Raw genomic sequence first — 21,835 nt, 5'->3', positions numbered from 1 at the left:
CGCCCTGCGCACCGCCGGCCTGCCGACCCGCCCGCCCGCGGCCCCGCGCTCCCGCTGGGGGCGCCGGTAGCGGCAGCACCGGCAGGCGGCCCGAGGGCGGGGCCGAGGACAGGGCCGAGGACAGGACTGCGGGCAAGCGCAGGAGGCGCGCCAAGGGACCCGCGAAGCCCCCGAACAGCAAGGAGCCCCCGCCCGCCCCATCAGGGCGGACGAGGGCTCCCCGAGCGAAGCTCGGCCACCCGCTGCTAGCAGCCGATCAGCCGCGCGCCCAGGTACGCCTTGACCTGGTCCAGCGACACGCGCTCCTGCGACATGGTGTCGCGGTCGCGGACGGTCACCGCGTTGTCCTCGAGGGTGTCGAAGTCGACCGTGACGCAGAACGGCGTGCCGATCTCGTCCTGGCGGCGGTAGCGCTTGCCGATGGCGCCGGCGTCGTCGAACTCGACGTTCCACGCGGTGCGCAGGTCGGCGGCGAGGCCGCGGGCCTTCGGGGACAGGTCGGCGTTGCGCGACAGCGGCAGGACGGCGACCTTGACCGGGGCCAGGCGCGGGTCGAGCCGCATGCCGACGCGCTTCTCCATGACGCCCTTGGCGTTCGGCGCCTCGTCCTCGAAGTAGGCGTCGATCAGGAAGGCCAGCATGGCGCGGTTGAGGCCCGCCGCCGGCTCGATGACGTACGGGAAGTACCGCTCGCCGGACTCCTGGTCGAAGTACTTCAGGTCCTGGCCGGAGGCCTCGCTGTGCACCCGGAGGTCGTAGTCGGTGCGGTTGGCGACGCCCTCCAGCTCGGAGAACTCGCTACCGCCGAAGTTGAAGCGGTACTCGATGTCCACCGTGCGCTTGGCGTAGTGGGAGAGCTTCTCCTTCGGGTGCTCGAAGAAGCGCATGTTCTCGGTGCGCAGGCCGAGGCCGACGTACCAGTCCCAGCGCTGCTGGAGCCAGTACTCGTGCCACTGCTCGTCCTCGCCCGGCTTGACGAAGAACTCCATCTCCATCTGCTCGAACTCGCGGGTCCGGAAGATGAAGTTGCCGGGGGTGATCTCGTTGCGGAAGCTCTTGCCGGTCTGGGCGATGCCGAACGGCGGCTTCTTGCGCGAAGTGGTCTGGACGGCCTTGAAGTTGGTGAAGATGCCCTGGGCGGTCTCGGGGCGCAGGAACGCCAGGCCGCTCGCCTCCTCGGTGACGCCGAGGTGGGTCTTCAGCATGCCCGAGAAGTCCTTGGGCTCGGTGAACTGGCCCTTGGTGCCGCAGTCGGGGCAGTTGACGTCCTTGAGGCCGTTCGGCGGCGGGAAGCCGTGCTTGGCCTCGTACTTCTCCTCCAGGTGGTCGGCCCGGTGGCGCTTGTGGCAGGAGAGGCACTCGGTCAGCGGGTCGTTGAAGGTGGCGACGTGGCCGGAGGCCTCCCAGACCTCGCGGGCGAGGATCACCGACGAGTCGAGTCCGACGACGTCCTCGCGGGCCTGCACCATCGCGCGCCACCACTGGCGCTTGATGTTCTCCTTGAGCTCGACGCCCAGCGGCCCGTAGTCCCAGGCGGCACGCGTGCCGCCGTAGATCTCGCTGCAGGGGTAGACGAAGCCACGGCGCTTGCTCAGGCTGACGATCGTGTCGATCTTGTCGGCGGCCACAGTGCTCTCTTCAGTACGTACGGCACGGTCAGGGCACGGCTGGTTGCGCGTACCCGAATACCTCAGGTTACCGGCCATACGGGTACGTGATTCAAATCGGTATCGTCCGGCCGCTCCCACCCTCCGTCACCTCTCGTTCACCCGTCCGAGTGATTTGACAATCATTTCCATGTGAGATGAGAATGATTGTCATGATGATCGGACTGCCTCGACTCGGACTCTCCCGCCGCACCCGCCGCTCCATAGCCCTCGGCACCACCGCGCTCGCCGCCTCCCTCGCCCTCACCGCCTGCGGAGGCAGCAGCAGCGCCGACAGCGGCGGCGGCCGGCTGAAGGTCGTCGCGTCCTTCTACCCGATGGAGTTCCTGGCCCAGCAGATCGGCAAGGAGCACGTCGCGGTCACCGACCTGACCGCCGCCGGCGTCGAGCCGCACGACCTGGAGCTCACCGCCAAGCAGGTCGGCACGGTCCAGAAGGCCGACGCGATCATCTACCTCAAGGGCCTCCAGCCCACCGTCGACCAGGCCGTCGCGCAGTCGTCCAGCAAGCACAAGATCGACGCCACCGCCGCCAGCCCGCTGGTCGACCACCACCTCGACGAGGGCACCGAGGCCGGGGGCGCGGCCGACGGGGCCCACGGGGCCGACGGCCACAAGCACGAGGACACGGCCGGCGACCCGCACATCTGGCTCGACCCGACCCGCTACGCGGCGATCGCCAAGAGCGTCGGCGACGAGTTCGCCAAGGCCGACCCGGCGCACGCCGAGGACTACCGGAAGAACACCGACGAGCTGGTCGGCAAGCTCACCGCGCTCGACCAGGAGTTCCGGGACGGGCTGAAGGACGCCGGGACCCGGACCTTCGTCACCAGCCACGCCGCCTTCGGCTACCTCGCCGACCACTACGGCCTCACCCAGGTCGCCATCAACGGCGTCGACCCGGAGTCCGAGCCCACCCCGGCCCGCCTCGCCGCCGTGCAGAAGGCCGCCAGGGACAACGGCGTCACCACCGTCTTCTTCGAGACCCTGGTCAGCCCCAAGCTCGCCGACACCGTCGCCAAGGACCTCGGCCTCAAGACCGCCGTCCTGGACCCGCTGGAGGGCGTCAAGGACCCCGCCAAGGACGACTACCTGACCGTCATGAAGCAGAACCTGGCCAACCTCCAGGCCGCCCTCGGCGCCCCGGCCGGAACCGCCGGCACCGCCGGAACCGCCGGAACCGCCCCGACCGCGCCCGCCACGGCCGACGCCACCACCCCCGCCCCCGCGAACTGACGGGACCGAGCACCATGACCGACCCGATACCCCCGGCCGTCCGCCTCCGTGACGCCGTCGCCTCGCGCGGCGGCCGGCCGGTGCTGCGCGGCGTCGACCTCACCGTCCGCCCCGGCGAGGTCGTCGCCCTGCTGGGCGCCAACGGCTCCGGCAAGTCGACCACCGTCAAGGCCGTGATCGGCTCCGTCCCGCTGGAGCGGGGCACCCTGGAGCTGTTCGGCACCCCGTACGGCTCCTTCCGCGCCTGGCACCGGATCGGGTACGTCCCGCAGCGCACCACCGCCGCCTCCGGCGTCCCCGCCACCGTCCGCGAGGTGGTCTCCACCGGACGGCTGCCGCAGCACCGGCTGCTGCCCTTCCGCCGCCGGGACCGCGAGGCGGTGGACCGCGCGCTGGCCGCCGTCGGCATGCTGGAGCGCGCCGGGGACGGCGTGGCCGACCTGTCCGGCGGCCAGCAGCAGCGGGTGCTGATCGCCCGCGCCCTGGTCGGCACCCCCGACCTGCTGATCATGGACGAGCCGATGGCCGGCGTGGACGCCGCCAGCCAGCAGGTGCTCGCGGACACCCTGCGCGCCGAGGTCGGCCGCGGCGCCTCCGTCCTCCTCGTGCTGCACGAACTCGGGCCGCTGGAGCCGCTGATCGACCGCGCCGTGGTGCTGCGGGACGGCTGCGTCGCCCACGACGGCCCGCCCGTGCCCAACACCGGGCTGCACGCGCTGCCCGGCCACGACCACGTCCACCCGCACGCCGACCTGACCCCGCCGAGGCTGCTGGCATGACCGAGATGCTCTCCTACGACTTCATGCAGCGGGCCCTGCTCGCCGCCGTCCTGGTCGGGATCACCGCCCCGGCCGTCGGCATCTACCTGGTGCAGCGCCGCCAGGCGCTGATGGGCGACGGCATGGGCCACGTCGCGATGACCGGCGTCGGCCTCGGCTTCATCTTCCAGACCAGCCCGGTCTGGATGGCCGTGCTGGTCTGCGTGCTCGGCGCCGTCACCATGGAGCTGGTCCGCTCGCGCGGCAACCAGCGCGGCGACATCGCCCTCGCGATGCTCTTCTACGGCGGCATGGCCTGCGGCAAGCTGCTGGTCTCGATGTCCGCCCAGGCCGGGGCCGGCTCGCTGGAGAGCTACCTGTGGGGCTCGATCCTCACCGTCGCCCCCGCCGACCTGGCCACCATCGCGGTGCTCGGCGCGGTGGTCGTCGCGGTCACCGTGGGCCTGCGCCGCCAGCTCTTCGCGATCTGCCAGGACGAGGACTTCGCCCGGGTCACCGGTGTGCCGGTGCGCACCCTCAACCTGCTGCTCGCGGTGATGGCCGCGGTCACCGTCACGGTCGCCATGCGGGTGGTCGGGCTGCTGCTGGTCAGCGCGCTGATGGTGGTCCCGGTGGTCGCCGCCCAGCAGCTCACCCGGTCCTTCGCCGCCACCCAGGCCGCCTCGATCGCGCTCGGCGTGGTCGTCTCGCTGGCCGGCGTCACCGGCTCCTACCACCTGGACGTGCCCTCCGGCCCGGCCATCGTGCTGCTCGCCATCGCGGTCTTCGCGGTGTTCAGCCTGCTCGCCGCGCCGCTCGCCCGGCGGCGCCACCGCGGCACCGGCGAACACGGGCCGAAGGTGTGCGACGTCGAACTGCCGGAACAGGCCTCCGGCGAACCGTCCGGCACGACCACACCTGAGGGGCGGGCGGGGCTGGCACAATGATGTGCGAGACGCCCACGACCCCAGGAGGACCCACGGTGACCACCGCAGGCCCGTCGCCGCGCGCCCGCTCGACCCGGCAGCGAGCCGCCGTCTCGGCGGCCCTGGACGAGATCGCGGACTTCCGCAGCGCGCAGGAGCTCCACGACCTGCTCAAGCACCGCGGGGACTCCGTCGGTCTGACCACGGTCTACCGCACGCTCCAGTCGCTCGCGGACGCCGGCGAGGTGGACGTGCTGCGCACCGCCGACGGCGAGGCGGTCTACCGCCGCTGCAGCAGCGGGCACCACCACCACCTGGTCTGCCGGCACTGCGGCGCGACCGTCGAGGTGGAGGGTCCCGCGGTGGAGCGCTGGGCCAACTCGGTCGCCGCCGAGCACGGCTTCAGCGACATCGCGCACACCCTGGAGATCTTCGGGACCTGCGCGGAGTGCGCCAAGAAGGTCTGAGGCTCGTCCGCGCGCGCGTACGACGAAGGGGACCCACCGGGATCTGCCCGGTAGGTCCCCTTCGTCGTACGCGCCCGTCAGCGCGGGGACGGCACCGGCGCGCCGACCTCGTTCGGGATCGCCCCGCCGAAGCGCCGGTCGCGCATCGCGTACTGCTCGCAGGCGCGCCACAGGTCGCGGCGGTCGAAGTCCGGCCAGAGCACGTCCTGGAACACGAACTCGGCGTAAGCCGACTGCCAGAGCAGGAAGTTGGAGGTGCGCTGCTCCCCGCTGGGGCGCAGGAAGAGGTCCACGTCCGGCATGTCCGGGTGGTACATGTACTTGGCGAGGGTCTTCTCGCTGACCTTCTTCGGGTCGAGCTTCCCGGCCGCGACGTCCAGGGCGAGCGCCTGCGCCGCGTCGGCGAGTTCGGCCCGGCCGCCGTAGTTGACGCACATGTAGAGCGTGACGGCGTCGTTGTCCTTGGTCTGCTCCTCGGCGACCTGGAGCTCCTGGACGACGCTCTTCCACAGCTTGGGCATCCGGCCGGCCCAGCGGATCCGCACGCCCATCGCGTCCATCTCGTCGCGGCGGCGGCGGATGACGTCCCGGTTGAAGTTCATCAGGAACTTCACCTCGTCGGGCGAGCGCTTCCAGTTCTCGGTGGAGAACGCGTACAGCGAGATGTTCCTGACGCCGAGCTCGATCGCGCCCTTGAGGACGTCCAGCACCACGGACTCGCCGACCTTGTGGCCCTCGGTGCGGGGCAGTCCGCGCTCCTTGGCCCAACGGCCGTTGCCGTCCATCACGATGGCGACGTGGTCGGGGACCAGCTCGCCGGGGATCTTCGGGGGCTGTGCGCCGCTGGGGTGGGGGGTCGGGGGGACGTACGTCCTCTGCTTGCCGCCGCCGAAGAGCCGTCGCGCTGCCATGTGCTCACTTCTCCACGTATCTCATCGAGCGGATGCCCCGCTCCAGGTGCCACTGCAGATAGGCCGCGACCAGGCCGCTGCCCTCCCGCCAGTACCGCGGCTCGCAGGCGTCGGCCGTCTGCCAGTCCCCTGACAGCAGCGCCCCGAGCAGTACCAGTGTCTCAGGGGAGGGTACGGCACATCCGGGCACTCGGCAGTCGCCGCAGAGCACCCCGCCCGCGGGGAGGGAGAAGAAACGGTTCGGCCCCTCCAGGCCGCATTTGGCGCAGTCGGTGAAGCTCGCGCCGTACCCGTTCACCGCGAGCGAGCGCAGCAGGAAGGCGTCCAGCACCAGGTGCGACTCGTGCACCCCGGCCGCCAGCGTGCGCAGCCCGCCGACCAGCAGCAGGTACTGCTGGACGGCCGGTTCGCCCTCGTTCTCGGCGAACCGCTCGGCCGTCTCCAGCATCGCGGTGCCGGCCGTGTAGCGGCCGTAGTCGGTGACGATCGAGCCGCCGTACGGGGCGATCGTCTCCACCTGGGTGCAGAGCGGCAATCCGCGGCCGAACAGCTCACTCCCCCGGCTGAAGAACTGCACGTCCACGTGCGAGAACGGCTCCAGCCGGGCGCCGAACTTGGACTTGGTCTTCCGCACCCCGCGCGCGACCGCCCGCACCTTGCCGTGCTGGCGGGTCAGCAGGGTGATGATCCGATCGGCCTCGCCGAGCTTCTGCGCCCGCAGCACGACGCCGTCGTCCCGGAAAAGACTCATGGGGACCATTCTCCCCCACCCGCCCCCGGCTCCGGACGGCCCCGCCCGCCCGCACCGGGCTCCGGACAGCCGTGTTGCCCGCACCGGCGGTCGTGGGGGAGACCACGGCGGTGCGGGTCACGGCGGGCCCGGGGTGGGGAGGCCAGGCCCGTTGTGGGGGATTCCGAGGTGGTCTGAGGTGGTCTGCGGATCTTCGGAGGTGGACGGTACGGAGAGGCGGTCGCTACTGGTACGGCGTCCTGGTCGCCGCCTCCAGCAGCGCCCCGACCCGGGACCGCGGCAGGTCCAGGCAGCGCCCGACCGCGGCCAGCGCCTCGCGCTCCTGCGGCAGGTAGCGGCCGTCCGCCAGCGCGATCGCCGCGCCCTGCAGCAGCAGCCGCTCGCGGCCGGAGTGGGCCAGATGCGGGGTGAGCGGTTCGACCACGGCGTGCAGTTCGACGGCCAGGCCGCCGGCCTCCGCCAGCCCCCGGCCGGGGGGCGCCTCCAGGTCGTGGGCGTGGTAGAGCTCGCCGCCGAGCCCGGAGAGCGCGGCGAGCGCGGCCAGCACCTGGGCCTCGCCGCAGTCCTCGAACCCGGCCTCGCGGACCGCCGCGCAGGCCGCCTCGCGGGCCGCCCGGTGGGCGGTGCCGCCGGCCGCGAGCATGGCCAGCGCGATGGTGTACTGGGCGTCCCGCAGCATCGCGCCGAGGCGCACGCAGGTGGGCTGCTCCAGGCTCTCGACGCCGTACCGGCCGTGGCAGCTGGTGCACTGCACGCTGCCGAGCACCGGCCCGAGCGGGACCACCGGGGTCCCCAGCAACCGCAGCCACCGCCGGCCGTGCTGCCGGCGGTAGTTGCGGTCCCCGCCGCAGCCCGGGCAGAAGAAGTCACCGAGAACGTCAGTCCGCCACCGCGGGCGAACACCCCACAACCTGGTCACGGCGCCACTCCCCAGACATGGCAGGCGGCCTGCTCGACTATGGGCAGGTCACGCGACCGGACACCGAGGCCGTCCCACCGACCCGGCTTTCCGGTGGATCGATGTTGCCACGGTTACCGGCACGTGTCAGTACCTCGAACGGCTTCCGATTCGAAAAAATGTGGCGCAGGCCACAATCCGGGGCGGGGACGACGAAGGGCCGCCCCGTGGGACGGCCCTTCGCATACCACCCGTTCGAATTAGCCGCGCTGCGAGCGGTTGACGGCGCTGATCATGGCCTTCAGCGAGGCCAGCACGGTGTTGCCGTCGATGCCCACGCCCCACAGCACCTTGCCGTCCACCGCGCACTCCACGTACGCGGCGGCCTGGGCGTCGCCGCCCTCGCTCAGCGCGTGCTCGGCGTAGTCCAGGACGCGTACGTCCACGCCGATCCGGGCCAGCGCGTCGGCGAAGGCCGAGACCGGGCCGTTGCCGGTACCGGTCAGGGTCACCGGGGCGCCGTCCACCCGGGCCTCGGCGGTCAGCGCGTCCCGGCCGTCCTCGGTGGTCAGGGTGCGCGAACCGCTCAGCGAGATCCGGCCCCACGGGTTGCCGGTGGTCGGCAGGTACTCGTCCTCGAAGACCCGCCAGATCTCGGCCGGGCTGACCTCGCCGCCCTCGGCGTCGGTCTTGGCCTGGATGATCCGGGAGAACTCGATCTGCATCCGGCGCGGCAGGTCCAGCTTGTGGTCGTTCTTCAGCACGTACGCCACGCCGCCCTTGCCGGACTGGCTGTTGACCCGGATGACCGCCTCGTAGGTGCGGCCGACGTCCTTCGGGTCGATCGGCAGGTACGGCACGCCCCAGGTGTGCTCCTCCAGCGGCACCCCGGCCGCCTTCGCGTCCGCCTCCAGGGCGTCGAAGCCCTTCTTGATGGCGTCCTGGTGCGAGCCCGAGAAGGAGGTGTACACCAGGTCGCCGGCGTACGGGTGGCGCGGGTGCACCTCCATCTGGTTGCAGTACTCGGCGGTGCGGCGCACCTCGTCGATGTCGGAGAAGTCGATCTGCGGGTCGATGCCCTGCGAGAACAGGTTCATCCCCAGCGTCACCAGGTCGACGTTGCCGGTCCGCTCGCCCTGCCCGAACAGGCAGCCCTCGATCCGGTCCGCGCCCGCCATGTAGGCCAGCTCGGCGGAGGCGACGGCGGTGCCGCGGTCGTTGTGCGGGTGCACCGACAGGCAGACGAACTCGCGGCGGGACAGGTGGCGCGACATCCACTCGAACTGGTCGGCCTGGACGTTCGGGGTGGCCCGCTCGACGGTGGCGGGCAGGTTCAGGATGATCTCGCGGCCCTCGCCCGGCTGCCAGACGTCCATGACGCCCTCGCAGACCTCCAGCGCGAAGTCCAGCTCGGTGTCGACGAAGATCTCCGGCGAGTACTGGTAGCCGAAGACGGTGTCGTCGCCCAGCAGCTTCTCCGCGTACTCCATCACCAGCCGGGTGCCCTCGGTGGCGATCGCCTTGGTGGCCGCCCGGTCGTTGCGGAACACCACCCGGCGGAACAGCGGCGCGGTCGCGGCGTACAGGTGGACGGTCGCCCGCGGGGCGCCGACCAGCGCCTCCACGGTCTTCTCGATCAGGTCCTCGCGGGCCTGGGTCAGCACCGAGACGGTGACGTCCTCGGGGATCGCCCCCTCCTCGATCAGCGACCGTACGAAGGCGTGGTCGGTGGCCCCGGAGGCGGGGAAGCCGACCTCGATCTCCTTGTAGCCCATGGCCACCAGCAGGTCGAACATCTTGCGCTTGCGGGCCGGCGACATCGGGTCGATCAGCGCCTGGTTGCCGTCCCGCAGGTCGGTGGACAGCCAGCGCGGCGCCTTGGTGATCACCTTCTCCGGCCAGGTGCGGTCCGGCAGGTCGACGGTGCCGAACGGCAGGTAGCGCCCGTGCCGCATGCCCGAGGGCTGCTGGCGCACCGAGGCGGCGGTGATCGGGGTGGGGCGGTCGACGAAGGGGCGGCCGGCGGGGACGGACGCGGCGGAGTTCTGCTCGGTCATGGAGGTGACTCGGCTTCCTGTGATGCGTGGTGCGGGCGGGTCGGGGGTGGTCAACACCTGGTCAACACCGACTGGCCGGCCTCTGCTGCCGCTCGCGATACACCCTTGGATCGCCGATTGCGCGCACAGCACGTTCCCCGCGGCGAGGGTGCCGGCCCCAGTGGACTACAGGCCCTCGACGCGGCAGCTAAGAAGAAGCAGCCCGTTGCGCATGATGGGCCCAGCGTAACCCAGCACCGCGCGCCCCCGAAGTGATCCGGGCCACCGTTCCACTCCTTGAGACGCAGACCGGTCGTGCCGGGGGTGGTGACAATCGGTCATCGAAGCCTCACCCTGGGCAACATGACCGCAGCAGCACCGTTCTGCACGATCGTCCCGCCGTTCGTCCTGGACCGCCTCGCCGAGGCCGGCCACGAACCCGCCGTCCACTCCCTGGCCCTCGACGCGGCGCACCGCGCGGCCCGCCTCTCCCCGGCCCCGCCCGTCGCCGCCCCCGGTCTCAACCGGGTCGTCTACGACGCCGGCCACGGCCAGCGGCTGCCCGGCCGCTCCGTGCGCACCGAGGGCCGCGCGGCCTCCTCCGACAGCTCCGTCAACCACGCCTACGACGGCCTCGGCGCCACCTTCGCGCTCTACGCCGACGTCTTCGGCCGGCACTCGATCGACGACCGCGACCTGCGGCTGGACGCCAGCGTCCACTACGGCCGCGACTACGACAACGCCTTCTGGAACGGCCACCAGATGGTGTTCGGCGACGGCGACAACGTGGTGTTCGGCGACTTCACCGCCTGCGTCGACGTCATCGGCCACGAACTCACCCACGGCGTCACCCAGTTCACCGCCGGACTGGACTACCAGGACCAGCCCGGCGCGCTCAACGAGTCGGTCTCCGACGTCTTCGGCTCGCTGGTCAAGCAGTACGCGCTGCGCCAGGCCGCCGCCGACGCCGACTGGCTGATCGGCGCCGGACTGCTCGCCCCGGGCGTCCAGGGCGTGGCGCTGCGCTCGATGAAGGCGCCCGGCACCGCCTACGACGACCCGCGGCTCGGCAAGGACCCGCAGCCCGCGCACATGCGGGACTACGTGGACACCTCCCAGGACAACGGCGGGGTGCACATCAACTCCGGCATCCCCAACCACGCGTTCTACCTGCTGGCCACCGCGCTCGGCGGCTCGGCCTGGGAGCGCGCGGGCCGGATCTGGTACGACGCGCTGACCGGGCGCACGCTGCCCGCCGACGCCGACTTCACCGCCTTCGCCCGGGCCACCGTGGCCGCCGCCAGGGCCCGCTACCCCGACGACCGGTCGGTGGTGGACACCGTCACGGCCTCCTGGGCGCAGGTCGGGGTCAGCCCGGGGTGAGCGGGGCCGCGGACGGCCCCGGGAGTACGCCTGAAGGGTGGTTGAGACCGGGTTGAGGCGGGCTTAAGGTCACGGTCCGGGAAAAGCCCGGCAAACCCCCTCCCCGGGTAGCACCATGGACACCATGCGTATCCAGGTGACCCGGACCGGCGGCTTCGCGGGGATCGTCCGCCAGGCGGAGATCGACACCGCCGACCGCACGGACGCCCCGCACGTGCACGCACTCGCCCGCGAGGCCGTCGCGGGCGGGCTGCGCGCGCCCTCGTACGGGGTGCCGGACGGCTTCCACTACGAGATCACCGTCGACGGCCGGTCGGTGTACTGCGCCGACCCGAAGCTCACCGACTCGCAGCGCGAGCTGGTCTCCCTGGTGCTGCGCGAGGGCGCGTAGCACCAGGGAGCCCGCGGGCTCAGAGCCAGCCGTCGAGCGCCGCCAGGAAGCCGGCCGGGTCGTCCCGGTGGACGGTGTGGCCCGTGCCGGGGACGGTGCGCACCTCGAAGCCGCGGGCACTGAGCTCCTCGGCGCTCGCCGCGTCCACCAGCATGCTGCCGTCGGCCAGGACCACCAGCGAGGGCACCGCCGGCCCGGCCGGCAGGTCCGAGCGCTGGTCGGCCAGGGCCAGCGCCGAGTCCTCGTCCCAGGCGGCCGCGGCGGCGATCTCGTCGTCCACGTCGGCCGGTTCCCAGGTCGGGCTGAGCGCCACGACCTGCTCCCGGGTGAGGTGCCGCAGCTGCGCCATCACCCGCGGGTCCATCCCGGTCTGGACGAACCGCCAGGCCGGGTCGACGTACACCGCGCGGGCCGGCTTCAAACGCTCGACCGCGTCCGCCAGGACGATCCCGCCCAGCGAGTGGCCGATCGCGAGCTCGACGCCGGCCGGCAGGCTCTCCAGCAGGTCCTCGGCGTACGCCGCCAGGGGGTAGCGCTCCAGCGCGGTGGCGCCGGTGCCGCGCGGGCTGGCGCCGTGCCCGCGCAGGTCCACGGCGAGCACCCGGTAGCCCCTCCCCGCCAGGGCCGGGCCGACCAGCCGCCAGGTGCGGTGGTCGGACATGATGCCGTGCACCAGCACGGCCAGCCGGTCCCCGCTGCCCCACTCCCGGGTGTGCAACTCCATCGCGGTGTAACCCTTCTGACGTCGCGTACGGCCGGACCACGGCGAAGGCCCGCCCGGACGCACAACGTCCGAACGGGCCCCAGGCCTCCCGGCGGCCCGAACTCCCTCGTCGGGAGCCCGGGTTCAGAAGCCGAGCTTGCGCAGCTGCTTGGGGTCGCGCTGCCAGTCCTTGGCGACCTTGACGTGCAGGTCCAGGTAGACCGGCGTGCCGAGCAGCGCCTCGATGTGCTTGCGGGCGGTGGTGCCGACGTGCTTGAGCCGCGCGCCCTTGGCGCCGATCACGATCGCCTTCTGGCTCTGCCGCTCGATGTAGACGTTGGCGTGGATGTCCAGCAGCGGGCGGTCCGCCGGGCGGCCCTCGCGCGGGAGCATCTCCTCGACCACCACGGCCAGCGAGTGCGGCAGTTCGTCGCGCACGCCCTCCAGCGCGGCCTCGCGGATCAGTTCGGCGACCATGATCTGCTCGGGCTCGTCGGTGAGGTCGCCCGCCGGGTAGAGCTGGTCGCCCTCCGGCAGCAGCTTGGTGAGCAGGTCCGCGACCAGTTCGACCTGCTTGTCGCCGACGGCGGAGACCGGGATGATCTCGGCCCACTCGAAGCCCAGCTCGATGCCGAGCTGGTGGATGGCGATGAGCTGCTCGGCCAGGCGCTTGGAGTCGACCAGGTCGGTCTTGGTGACGATGGCGACCTTCGGGGTCTTCTTGATCCCGGCGATCTCCTTGGCGATGAACTTGTCGCCGGGGCCGATCTTCTGGTCAGCGGGCAGGCAGAAGCCGATCACGTCGACCTCGGCCCAGGTGGTGCGGACCAGGTCGTTGAGGCGCTCGCCGAGCAGGGTGCGCGGCTTGTGCAGACCGGGGGTGTCGACCAGCACGAGCTGGGCGTCCGGGCGGTGCACGATGCCGCGCACGGTGTGCCGGGTGGTCTGCGGGCGATCGGAGGTGATCGCGACCTTCGTCCCCACCAGGGCGTTGGTCAGGGTCGACTTGCCCGCGTTGGGCCGGCCGACGAAGCACGCGAACCCGGAGCGGTACGAGGAGGAAGGGGCATTCATGGGCTCCATTCTCCCTGATCACCGGAGCCCCGCCGTCCGGGCCCACCCCGCGGGGGTGTCCGGGGCGCGCTCAGCCCTTCTTCCCGGCCTTCCCGCCCTTGCCGGAGGTGGGGATCAGCGAGACCACCACCAGCACCAGCAGGAAGCCCAGCGAGCCGTACAGCCAGAGCTCGGACCCGGTCTCCTGCCACTTGCCCAGCCCCATCACGAACAGCACCAGCCCGGCGAAGAACGCCACCGCCCCCATGCCCCAGTCCCCTCACCGAGTCCACTCCCCCGGTGAGATTATCTGCAAGGCCTGGGCTCCAGGGCCATGCCGTCCGACAGCGCCGTACGGGGCACGCGGCGGGGCCGCCGAAGGCCCGCCAACGGCCCCCGGCGGCCCCGTACGGGCCCCTCGACGGGCCTCAGCGCGCCTCGGCGGACACCCGCAGCGTCCCGTCCGGCCCGGCCAGCAGCACGGGCGTCCCGGCCCCGCCCAGGTCCCGTACGGCCGCCAGGTCCGTCTCGGCCGGCTGCTCCGCCTCGCTCACCACGGCCGCCGCCTCCAGCGACCGGGCGCCGCTGGCCACCGCCATCGCCACCGCCGTCTGCAGGGCGCTCAGCCGCAGCGACTCCAGCGCGACCGTCCCGGCCACGTAGGTGCGCCCGGTCTCGTCACGCACCGCGGCCCCCTCGGCCACGCCGTTGCGGGCGCGGACCGAGCGGGCCAGGGTGATGATCTTCTTGTCTTCGGGGTCGAGCTCGACGATGTCACTCATGCCGCCGAGCATAGGCACCCGGCGCCGTTCAGTGGCCGACCGGGTGGGTGGGCCCCGGGTTCGGCTTGAGGACCTTGACGAAGGTCTTCGCGGCCCCGCTCGGCCGAGCCTCCTCGCGCTCGATCCGCTGCCGCCAGTACGGGTTGTCGTGCGGCAGGTGGCCGCTCACCCGGCCGTACATGCCGAAGGTCGTCAGGACGATGCCGAAGATGAACGCGAACAGCACGTTCGACATCCGGAAGTTGAGGATGTTGGCGTCCGGCCGCCCGAGCACCGTCAGGCCGTAGAAGCCCGACAGGACGAACAGCACGCCCACCGCCATGTTGAGGTTGGACGCGAAGTTCCCGCCGACCACCGCCCCCAGCACCAGGACCGCGCCCGCCACGATGGACAGGATGCTCAGCGCCCCGTTGGTCGACAGCCCGGCGATCCGGTCGCCGTGGGTGGCCAGGAATCCGGGCTCGCCGGCCAGCCCCAGACACCCGAACACGATCAGGAAGACCCCCCCGAGCCCCGCCCCGACCCGCCACACCATGGCGAGCCGACGGTCGACGGTGGGCAGTTCGTCTTGCAGCTTCATGGCGACCTCCAGAGCTCGGCCATGGTCCAGCCGGGTGCCTAGCTGTAGGGGTGGCTCCCCTGCATGTGCGGCACCTCGTGCATGTAGAGCGAGCCGCACTGCTGGCAGCAGCGCAACCCGGTGCCCCACTCCTCCTCGGGCCGCGTCTCGGCGTCGTCGGACATGGTCCGGCCGCAGAGCGCCACCGACAGGTCCTCGTCCCGCACCACGTGCCAGGACTTGACTCCGCCGGCCGCCCCCTGCGGGCCGTACTCCGCGCGAAGTTTGTGCGTCATGCCCTCCATGGTCGCTCGGCGACCGCCCACCCGCTACTCGCCCGCCGGCTCCTCGGCGTCCTCGGTGCGGCGGACGGGGGCGGCGACCATCGAGCCGATCCGGTTGCGGCGGCCCGCCGAGGACTCGGCGGTCAGCAGGATGCCGGACAGGCCGCCCTCCACCGGGTCGGGCAGCGGGATCTCGCAGGAGGAGCCGGGGATCGGCACCCGGCCCAGGTGCTTGGCCAGCAGGCCGCCGACGGTCTCGACGTCCTCGTCCTCCAGCTCGATGCCGAACAGCTCGCCCAGGTCCTCCACCAGCAGCCGGGCGGTGATCCGGTACGAGCCGTCCCCGAGGTCCTCCACCGGGGCGATCTCCCGGTCGTACTCGTCGGTGATCTCGCCGACGATCTCCTCCAGGACGTCCTCGATGGTGACCAGGCCGGCCGTGCCGCCGTACTCGTCGATCACGATCGCCACGTGCGAACGGCGCTGCTGCATCTCGCGCAGCAGGTCGCCGGCCGGCTTGGAGTCCGGGACGAAGACGGCCGGCCGTATCACCGCGCCGACCTCCTCGGACTCCGCCTCCCGGTTGATGTGGGTGCGCCGCACCAGGTCCTTGAGGTAGACGATGCCGACCACGTCGTCCTCGTTGTCGCCGACCACCGGGATCCGCGAGAAGCCCGAGCGCAGCGCCAGGGTCAGTGCCTGCCGGACGGTCTTGTGCCGCTCGATCATCACCAGGTCGGTGCGCGGCACCATCACCTCGCGCACGATGGTGTCGCCCAGCTCGAAGACCGAGTGCACCATCCGGCGCTCCTCGTCCTCGATCAGGTCGTCCTTCTCGGCGAGGTCCACCAGGGCCCGCAGCTCCGCCTCCGAGGCGAACGGACCCTCCCGGTAGCCCTTGCCCGGGGTCAGCGCGTTGCCGAGCAGGATCAGCAGCCGCGGGATCGGGCCCAGCACCGCGGCCAGCGGCAGCAGCACGAAGGAGGCCGCCGTCGCGGTGGTGAGCGGGTGCTGGCGCCCGATCGTGCGCGGCGAGACCCCCACCGCGACGAAGGACACCAGCACCATCACGCCGAACGCCAGCAGGACGGCCTGCCAGGTGGGCGTCACGTTGCGCACGCACACCACGGTGACCAGGACGGCCGCCGCCATCTCGCTGGCCACCCGGATCAGGGTGGCCAGGTTGAGGTAGCGGATCGGGTCGGAGGCGACGGTCAGCAGCCGCGCGGAGCCGCGCCGACCGCTGCGCACCGCCTCCTCCGCCCGGAACCGGGAGACCCGGGAGATGCCCGCCTCGGCGCACGCGGCCAGCCAGCCGAGCACGACCAGCAGCACGGCACCGAGGATGAAGCTCGTACTCTCACCACTCACAGGGGTTCGGGCTCCGCGCTCAGTGGGTGGTGGGGGCCGGGGAGATGCCGCCGAGGCCCCGGCCCGTCCGCCAGTCGTCCAGGATGCGCTTCTGGAGGGCGAACATCTCCTCCTCTTCCTCCGGCTCCTCGTGGTCGTAGCCGAGGACGTGCAGCACGCCGTGCACGGTGAGCAGTTGCAGCTCCTCGTCCATCGAGTGCTTGGAGGGGGCCGCCAGGCCCTGCTGCTCGGCGACCTCGGGGCAGAGCACGATGTCGCCGAGCAGGCCCTGCGGCAGCTCGTCGCCCTCCTTGCCGGGACGCAGCTCGTCCATCGGGAACGACATCACGTCGGTCGGGCCGGGCAGGTCCATCCACTGGATGTGCAGCTCCTCCATCGCCGCACTGTCCACCAGGATCACGGACAGTTCGGACTGCGGGTGGATCCGCATCTTGTCCAGTGCGAAGCGGGCGACGTCGAGGATGGCTTCCTCGTCGGCCTCCCAACCGGACTCGTTGGCGATGTCGATCGACATGACGGGCTGTGTGCTCAGCTTTCGGTGCGATGGGACTGTCGGGGTGCGCGGGGTGCGCGGGGCGCCGTGGCCTTGCCGGGGCGCCGCTGGGCGGGCTTGCGGGCCGCCGGGGCGGCCTCCTCCGCCTCCTGGCGGGCGTCCCAGCGCTCGTAGGCGTCCACGATCCGGCCGACCAGCTTGTGGCGGACCACGTCGGTGCTGGTGAGGACGGAGAAGTGGATGTCGGGCACGTCGGCCAGGATGTCCTGGACGACCTTGAGACCGCTGCGGGTGCCGCCCGGGAGGTCGATCTGGCTGGTGTCGCCGGTGACCACCACCCGGGAGTTGAACCCGAGGCGGGTGAGGAACATCTTCATCTGCTCGGGCGAGGTGTTCTGGGCCTCGTCGAGGATGATGAAGGCGTCGTTGAGGGTGCGGCCGCGCATGTACGCGAGCGGGGCGACCTCGATGGTGCCGGCCGCCATCAGGCGCGGGATGGAGTCCGGGTCCATCATGTCGTGCAGCGCGTCGTACAGCGGGCGCAGGTACGGGTCGATCTTCTCGTAGAGGGTGCCGGGCAGGAAGCCCAGCCGCTCCCCCGCCTCGACCGCCGGGCGGGTCAGGATGATCCGGTTGACCTCCTTGGCCTGGAGGGCCTGGACGGCCTTGGCCATCGCCAGGTAGGTCTTGCCGGTGCCCGCCGGGCCGAGGCCGAAGACGATCGTGTGCTTGTCGATCGCGTCGACGTAGCGCTGCTGGTTGAGGGTCTTCGGGCGGATCGTCCGGCCCCGGTTGGACAGGATGTTCGCGGTGAACACCTGCGACGGCGCCGGGCTGTCCGGGTCCTGGCTGCGGATCATGGCGATGGAGCGCTCCACGGAGTCCTCCGTCAGCGGCTGGCCGGTGCGCAGCACCAGCATCATCTCGGTGAAGAGCCGTTGCACGAGGGCGACCTCGGCCCGGTCCCCGGTGGCGGTCACCTCGTTGCCGCGGACGTGGATGTCCGCGGCGGGGAAGCCCTGCTCGATCACGCGCAGCAGCGAGTCCGCGGTGCCGAGCAGGGTGACCATCGGGTGCTTCTCGGGGATCACGATCCGGGCGCTCACACGGCCGTCGTCGGTCGTTTCGGGGCGCGACTGTCCGTTGGTACGGGTCTGCGATGTGTCACTCATAGGTCGGCGCTGGGGCCTGCCTCATCCCATCCGTGGTCTCGGGTGCCGCTGGGTGTCTCCGGGGCACCAGGGTACGCCGCGAGCGTGATCGCCGTGGCGGGCGGCGGGGCCGCACCCGACGATGCTCCGGCAGATCGCAGGCCGGCGCGAGCCCATTTTTTTCACCGGGGACACTGCCGGGACTCTCCCGTGCCGCTCCGGTTCCCCGGGCCGGTCACGACGGGCGGCGGGCCGGCACCGGCACCCGGTCGAGGTCGGCGGCCAGCACCAGCTCCCCGTCGAAGTGCTTGCGGGCGTCGGCCAGGTGCTGGCCGAGGTCCGGGTAGCGCTGCGAGAAGTGGGTCAGCACCAGGGTGCGCACCCCGGCCTCGGCGGCGGCCTTGGCGGCCTGCCCGGCGGTGAGGTGGCCGTGCTCCTCGGCGAGCCGGGCGTCGGCGTCGGTGAAGGTCGCCTCGACGACCAGCAGGTCGGCGCCCTCGGCGAGCGCGTACACGCCCTCGCACAGCCGGGTGTCCATCACGAAGGCGAACTTCTGGCCCGGCCGCGGCTCGCTGACCTCGGCCAGGGTGACGGTGCGGCCGTCCACCTCGATCGCGCCCTCGTGCTGGAGCCGGCCCACCGCCGGGCCGCGCACGCCGAGGGCGGCCAGCCGCTCCGGCACCAGCCGCCGGCCGTCCGGCTCGGAGAGCCGGTAGCCGAAGGACTCCACCGGGTGGTCCAGCCGGACGGCGTCCAGCGCGAAGCGGGCGCCGGGCGCGGGCAGCGGCCCGGGTTCGTCGATCGGCCGGGGCCGCAGCACGGCCGTCTCGTGGTAGGCGGTGGAGTGCCGCAGCCGCTCGAAGTAGACCTCGCCGGAGGCCGGGAAGTAGACGTCGACCGGGTGCGGGACCCGGTCGAGGTTGATCCGCTGGATCACCCCGGCGAGGCCCAGGCAGTGGTCCCCGTGGAAGTGGGTGACCGCGATCCTGGTGATCTGGGTGGCTGTCACCCCGGCGTGCAGCATCTGGCGCTGGGTGCCCTCGCCGGGGTCGAACAGCAGGCCCTCGCCGTCCCAGCGCAGCAGGTAGCCGTTGTGGTTGCGGTGCCGGGTGGGCACCTGGCTGGCGGTGCCGAGGACGACGAGTTCGCGCTGGGACACCTGCGGTCAGACCATGCGCTCGGTCATCGACATGCCGCCGAGCACGTGGACGTGCGCGTGGAAGACGGTCTGCCCCGCGCCGGCACCGGTGTTGAAGATCAGCCGGTAGTCCTCGATGCCCTCGTCCGCGGCCACCGCGCCCGCCTCGGCGAGCAGTTCGCCGGCGGTCTCCGGCTCGGCGGCGGCCAGCGCGGCCGCGTTCGGGTAGTGCGCGTGCGGGATCACCAGCACGTGCACGGGAGCCTTGGGGGCGATGTCGCGGAAGGCGAGGGTGCGCTCGGTCTTGCGCACCACGGTCGCCGGGATCTCGCCCGCCACGATCTTGCAGAACAGGCAGTCGGGCTGCGGCTCGCCGGCCATGGCTCTCTCCTCGGGATCGGTGTGTCGGGTGGTGGGGCCGTACGGGCGCAGCCTAGCCGAGCCGGGCGACGGCCTGCTGGCGCTTCCGGCGCCCCGGGGCCGCACCCGCGGGGCGGGACGCCGGACCGGCCGGCGTCCCGCCCCGGAGCTGCTACGCCCAGGGCAGCGGCGGCGCGGTGCGCGCCGGGGCCCCGGCGAGCTTCGCCAGGGCGAGCCGGACGCCCTCGGACAGCTGCGGGTCCTCGCCGGCCGCCCAGTGGTGCGGGGCGAACGGCACCTCGACGTCCGGGTCGACGCCGTGGTTCTCCAGGCCCCAGCCGTACTTCTCCAGCCACAGCGCGTACTTGGGCTGGGTGACGAGGGTGCCGTCGACCAGCCGGTAGCGGCTGTCGATGCCGATCACCCCGCCCCAGGTGCGGGTGCCGACCACCGGGCCGATGCCGAGCACCTGGATGGCGGCGCTGACCACGTCGCCGTCCGAGCCGGTGAACTCGTCGGCGAGCGCGACCACCGGGCCGCGCGGGGCGTCCGCCGGGTAGGGCACCGGGTGGTCGGTGTCCCGGATGACGTCCCAGCCGATGATCTTGCGGGCCAGCTTCTCGATCACCAGCTGCGAGGTGTGGCCGCCCCGGTTCCCCCGGACGTCGACGACCAGGCCCTCCCGGGCCATCTCGGTGCTCAGGTCACGGTGCAGCTGGGCCCAGCCGGCCGTCTGCATGTCGGGGATGTGCAGGTAGCCCAGCCGCCCGCCGGACAGCTCGCGCACCGCGGCCCGCCGCCCGGCCACCCAGTCGTGGTAGCGCAGCGCCTCCTCGTCGGCGAGCGGGACGACCACCGGGTGGCGCCGGTCGGTGCCGTCCTTCCCGGCCACCGTCAGCTCGACCGGCTGCCCGGCGGTGCCGGCCAGCAGCGGGGCCGGGCCGGTCACCGGGTCCACCGGGCGGCCGTTGACGGCGAGCACCGCGTCGCCCGGGCGGATCGCCGCGCCGGGCGCGGCCAGCGGCGAGCGGGCCCTGGGGTCGGAGGACTCCCCGGGCAGGATCCGGCCGATCCGCCAGTGCCCGCCGTCCCGGACGAGGTCGGCGCCGAGCAGGCCCTGGCGCCGGGCGGGCTCGGTGTACCGGCCGTACGGCATCACGTAGGCGTGCGAGGTGCCGAGTTCGCCGTGCACCTCCCAGAGCAGGTCGACCAGTTCGTCGTGCGAGCCGACCCGCTCGACCAGCGGCCGGTAGCGCTCCAGCACCCCGTCCCAGTCGACGCCGGAGAGGTCGGGGCGCCAGAAGTTGTCCCGCATCAGCCGGCCGTTCTCGGCGTACATCTGCCGCCACTCGGCGGCCGGGTCGACGGTGATCCGCAGCCGGGCGAGGTCGACGGCGGCCTCCTCGTCGTCGCCGCCCTTGTGGTCCGCCGGGACGACCCTCAGCTCGCCCTGGTCCAGCACGGCGACCCGGGTGCCGTCCGCGCTGACCGAGAAGTCGTCCACGCCGTGCACCAGCTGCTCGACCCGGCGCTTGCGCAGGTCGAAGCGCTCCAGCACCGGACGGGGCCGGTCGTCGTCCAACGAGGCGGCCTCGTCGCCGAGTTCGCCCGTCAGCGGGGCCCTGGTCCAGAGCACGCCGTCCTTCGCGGCGGCCAGCTCCTCGAAGCGGCCGCCCTCGACCGGGAAGGGGATGATCCGGTCGGCGATGCCGTCCAGGTCCACCCTGGTCACCGGCGCGGCGTCGGCGGCCGCCGCCTCGCCGTCCGCCTTCCGGGCCTTCGGCTCGTCCTCCTCCCCGCCGAGCGGGCGCCCGGCCCGCTGCGGCCCGAACGGGGAGGGCGTGTCGGCGGCCAGCGTGACCAGGTGGGGGCGGCAGCCGTTCGGGAAGGACAGGTCGAAGACGTGCGCGTCGTAGACCGGGTCGAAGTTGCGCACCGACAGGAAGGCCAGGTAGCGGCCGTCCGCGGTGAACGAGGGCGAGGTGTCCACGAAGCGCGGCTGGGTGACCTCGCCGACCGTCCGGGTCGCCAGGTCGGCCAGCACGATCTGGCGCAGCGAGTGCGGGCCCATCCCGCGCACCGGGCGCGACCAGGCCAGCCAGGCCGAGTCCGGGCTGAAGGCCGGGGTGCCGGGCTCGCCGTCGGCGCTGCGGTCCAGCTCGTGCACGGCGCCGTCGGCGAGCGTCACCAGCAGCACCCGGCCGTCGTGCGCGCCGAGCGCGGCCTGCTTGCCGTCCGGGGAGACCGTCAGCGCGTTGACCCGGCCGAGCCGCCCCGCGGCCAGCCGGCGGCGCTCGGCGCCGTGCAGGTCGGGGGCGAACTCCAGGGCGTCCCCGCCCTCGGCGTCGGACACCCAGAGCACCCCCTGGGCGCCGTCCTCGCCGGGCACCACCCGGGCCAGCCGCCCGCGCACGCCCGGGGTCTCGTCCAGCACCCGGGCCGGGCCCTCGCGGTGGGTCAGCCAGTGCACGCCGCCGCGCACCACCACGGCGCTGCCCCGGCCGGTGCGGTCGGGGGC

23 protein-coding genes are annotated in these 21,835 nt (G+C 72.6%); 6 read left to right on the top strand and 17 right to left on the bottom strand.

The window, feature by feature from the left end; all coding sequences use genetic code 11:
- Positions 1-245: 245 nt before the first annotated feature.
- Positions 246-1,628, bottom strand: a complete 1,383-nt coding sequence (locus AE652_RS11105) for a glycine--tRNA ligase (RefSeq protein WP_030233601.1) — start codon at positions 1,626-1,628, stop codon at positions 246-248.
- Positions 1,629-1,819: 191 nt separating this feature from the next.
- Between AE652_RS11105 and AE652_RS11100 the strand changes: the two genes are divergently transcribed.
- The 4 genes from AE652_RS11100 to AE652_RS11085 are packed head-to-tail and all read left to right on the top strand — an operon-like array spanning position 1,820 to position 5,053.
- Positions 1,820-2,902: a metal ABC transporter substrate-binding protein gene (locus AE652_RS11100; RefSeq protein WP_234348339.1), complete on the top strand. Its 1,083-nt coding sequence runs from the start codon at positions 1,820-1,822 to the stop codon at positions 2,900-2,902.
- Between the two features lie 14 nt (positions 2,903-2,916).
- Entirely contained in the window at positions 2,917-3,681 is a 765-nt protein-coding gene (locus AE652_RS11095; protein WP_049651099.1) for a metal ABC transporter ATP-binding protein, read from the top strand.
- A complete protein-coding gene (locus AE652_RS11090) occupies positions 3,678-4,607 on the top strand; it encodes a metal ABC transporter permease (RefSeq protein ID WP_049651098.1) in 930 nt (309 codons plus the stop codon). The genes AE652_RS11095 and AE652_RS11090 overlap by 4 nt, the downstream gene beginning before the upstream one ends.
- A 35-nt stretch (positions 4,608-4,642) precedes the next feature.
- Positions 4,643-5,053, top strand: coding sequence for a Fur family transcriptional regulator (locus AE652_RS11085; RefSeq protein WP_049651097.1), 411 nt, complete (start codon positions 4,643-4,645; stop codon positions 5,051-5,053).
- Positions 5,054-5,130: 77 nt separating this feature from the next.
- Here the strand turns inward: AE652_RS11085 and AE652_RS11080 are convergent, their stop codons facing one another.
- The 4 genes from AE652_RS11080 to leuA form a co-directional block, all read right to left on the bottom strand.
- Positions 5,131-5,964, bottom strand: a complete 834-nt coding sequence (locus AE652_RS11080; protein WP_049651096.1) for an isoprenyl transferase — start codon at positions 5,962-5,964, stop codon at positions 5,131-5,133.
- Positions 5,965-5,968: 4 nt separating this feature from the next.
- On the bottom strand, positions 5,969-6,715 hold the full coding sequence (recO, locus tag AE652_RS11075) for a DNA repair protein RecO (RefSeq protein ID WP_049651095.1): 747 nt from the start codon (positions 6,713-6,715) through the stop codon (positions 5,969-5,971).
- A gap of 223 nt (positions 6,716-6,938) precedes the next feature.
- Positions 6,939-7,634 carry a hypothetical protein gene (locus AE652_RS11070; protein WP_049651094.1) on the bottom strand — a complete coding sequence of 232 codons (696 nt, stop codon included), beginning with the start codon at positions 7,632-7,634 and terminating at the stop codon, positions 6,939-6,941.
- 239 nt (positions 7,635-7,873) lie between these two features.
- Positions 7,874-9,670: a 2-isopropylmalate synthase gene (gene leuA, locus AE652_RS11065; RefSeq protein ID WP_049651093.1), complete on the bottom strand. Its 1,797-nt coding sequence runs from the start codon at positions 9,668-9,670 to the stop codon at positions 7,874-7,876.
- A 342-nt stretch (positions 9,671-10,012) separates the two neighbouring features.
- On the opposite strand from leuA, the gene AE652_RS11060 reads away from it, so the two are divergent.
- Both AE652_RS11060 and AE652_RS11055 read left to right on the top strand, forming a co-directional pair.
- Positions 10,013-11,032: a M4 family metallopeptidase gene (locus AE652_RS11060; RefSeq protein WP_049651092.1), complete on the top strand. Its 1,020-nt coding sequence runs from the start codon at positions 10,013-10,015 to the stop codon at positions 11,030-11,032.
- Between the two features lie 124 nt (positions 11,033-11,156).
- Positions 11,157-11,423 (top strand): protealysin inhibitor emfourin, encoded by a 267-nt coding sequence (locus tag AE652_RS11055; RefSeq protein ID WP_049651101.1) that lies wholly within the window; start codon positions 11,157-11,159, stop codon positions 11,421-11,423.
- Between the two features lie 19 nt (positions 11,424-11,442).
- Here AE652_RS11055 and AE652_RS11050 read toward each other — a convergent pair whose 3' ends face one another.
- From AE652_RS11050 to AE652_RS11000, 12 genes are all read right to left on the bottom strand, one after another.
- The gene (locus AE652_RS11050; RefSeq protein ID WP_049651091.1) at positions 11,443-12,147 is read right to left on the bottom strand and encodes an alpha/beta fold hydrolase; all 705 of its coding nucleotides are present in this window, start codon (positions 12,145-12,147) and stop codon (positions 11,443-11,445) included.
- Positions 12,148-12,270: 123 nt separating this feature from the next.
- Positions 12,271-13,200, bottom strand: coding sequence for a GTPase Era (era, locus tag AE652_RS11045; protein WP_049651090.1), 930 nt, complete (start codon positions 13,198-13,200; stop codon positions 12,271-12,273).
- 70 nt (positions 13,201-13,270) lie between these two features.
- On the bottom strand, positions 13,271-13,447 hold the full coding sequence (locus AE652_RS46355; RefSeq protein ID WP_158077653.1) for a hypothetical protein: 177 nt from the start codon (positions 13,445-13,447) through the stop codon (positions 13,271-13,273).
- Positions 13,448-13,607: 160 nt separating this feature from the next.
- Positions 13,608-13,961 (bottom strand): cytidine deaminase, encoded by a 354-nt coding sequence (locus tag AE652_RS11040; RefSeq protein ID WP_049651100.1) that lies wholly within the window; start codon positions 13,959-13,961, stop codon positions 13,608-13,610.
- Positions 13,962-13,989: 28 nt separating this feature from the next.
- Positions 13,990-14,541, bottom strand: coding sequence for a DUF4383 domain-containing protein (locus AE652_RS11035; protein ID WP_049651089.1), 552 nt, complete (start codon positions 14,539-14,541; stop codon positions 13,990-13,992).
- A 38-nt stretch (positions 14,542-14,579) separates the two neighbouring features.
- Entirely contained in the window at positions 14,580-14,816 is a 237-nt protein-coding gene (locus AE652_RS45000) for a hypothetical protein (RefSeq protein WP_063780135.1), read from the bottom strand.
- Positions 14,817-14,849: 33 nt separating this feature from the next.
- Positions 14,850-16,175 (bottom strand): hemolysin family protein, encoded by a 1,326-nt coding sequence (locus tag AE652_RS11025; protein WP_049651087.1) that lies wholly within the window; start codon positions 16,173-16,175, stop codon positions 14,850-14,852.
- Positions 16,176-16,194: 19 nt separating this feature from the next.
- A complete protein-coding gene (gene ybeY, locus AE652_RS11020) occupies positions 16,195-16,689 on the bottom strand; it encodes an rRNA maturation RNase YbeY (protein WP_049651086.1) in 495 nt (164 codons plus the stop codon).
- 14 nt (positions 16,690-16,703) lie between these two features.
- Positions 16,704-17,738: a PhoH family protein gene (locus AE652_RS11015; protein ID WP_079271808.1), complete on the bottom strand. Its 1,035-nt coding sequence runs from the start codon at positions 17,736-17,738 to the stop codon at positions 16,704-16,706.
- A 316-nt stretch (positions 17,739-18,054) separates the two neighbouring features.
- Positions 18,055-18,978, bottom strand: coding sequence for a ribonuclease Z (locus AE652_RS11010; RefSeq protein WP_049651084.1), 924 nt, complete (start codon positions 18,976-18,978; stop codon positions 18,055-18,057).
- Positions 18,979-18,984: 6 nt separating this feature from the next.
- Positions 18,985-19,338, bottom strand: coding sequence for a histidine triad nucleotide-binding protein (locus AE652_RS11005; RefSeq protein WP_049651083.1), 354 nt, complete (start codon positions 19,336-19,338; stop codon positions 18,985-18,987).
- Positions 19,339-19,489: 151 nt separating this feature from the next.
- A partial coding sequence (locus AE652_RS11000) for a S41 family peptidase (protein ID WP_049651082.1) occupies positions 19,490-21,835 on the bottom strand: 2,346 nt, incomplete at its 5' end.

This window comes from Kitasatospora sp. MY 5-36, assembly GCF_001182915.1.
In the GTDB taxonomy this organism is placed as follows: domain Bacteria; phylum Actinomycetota; class Actinomycetes; order Streptomycetales; family Streptomycetaceae; genus Kitasatospora.
The sequence above is the reverse complement of the archived record's forward strand: the minus strand, read 5'-3'. Positions and strand labels throughout refer to the sequence as shown.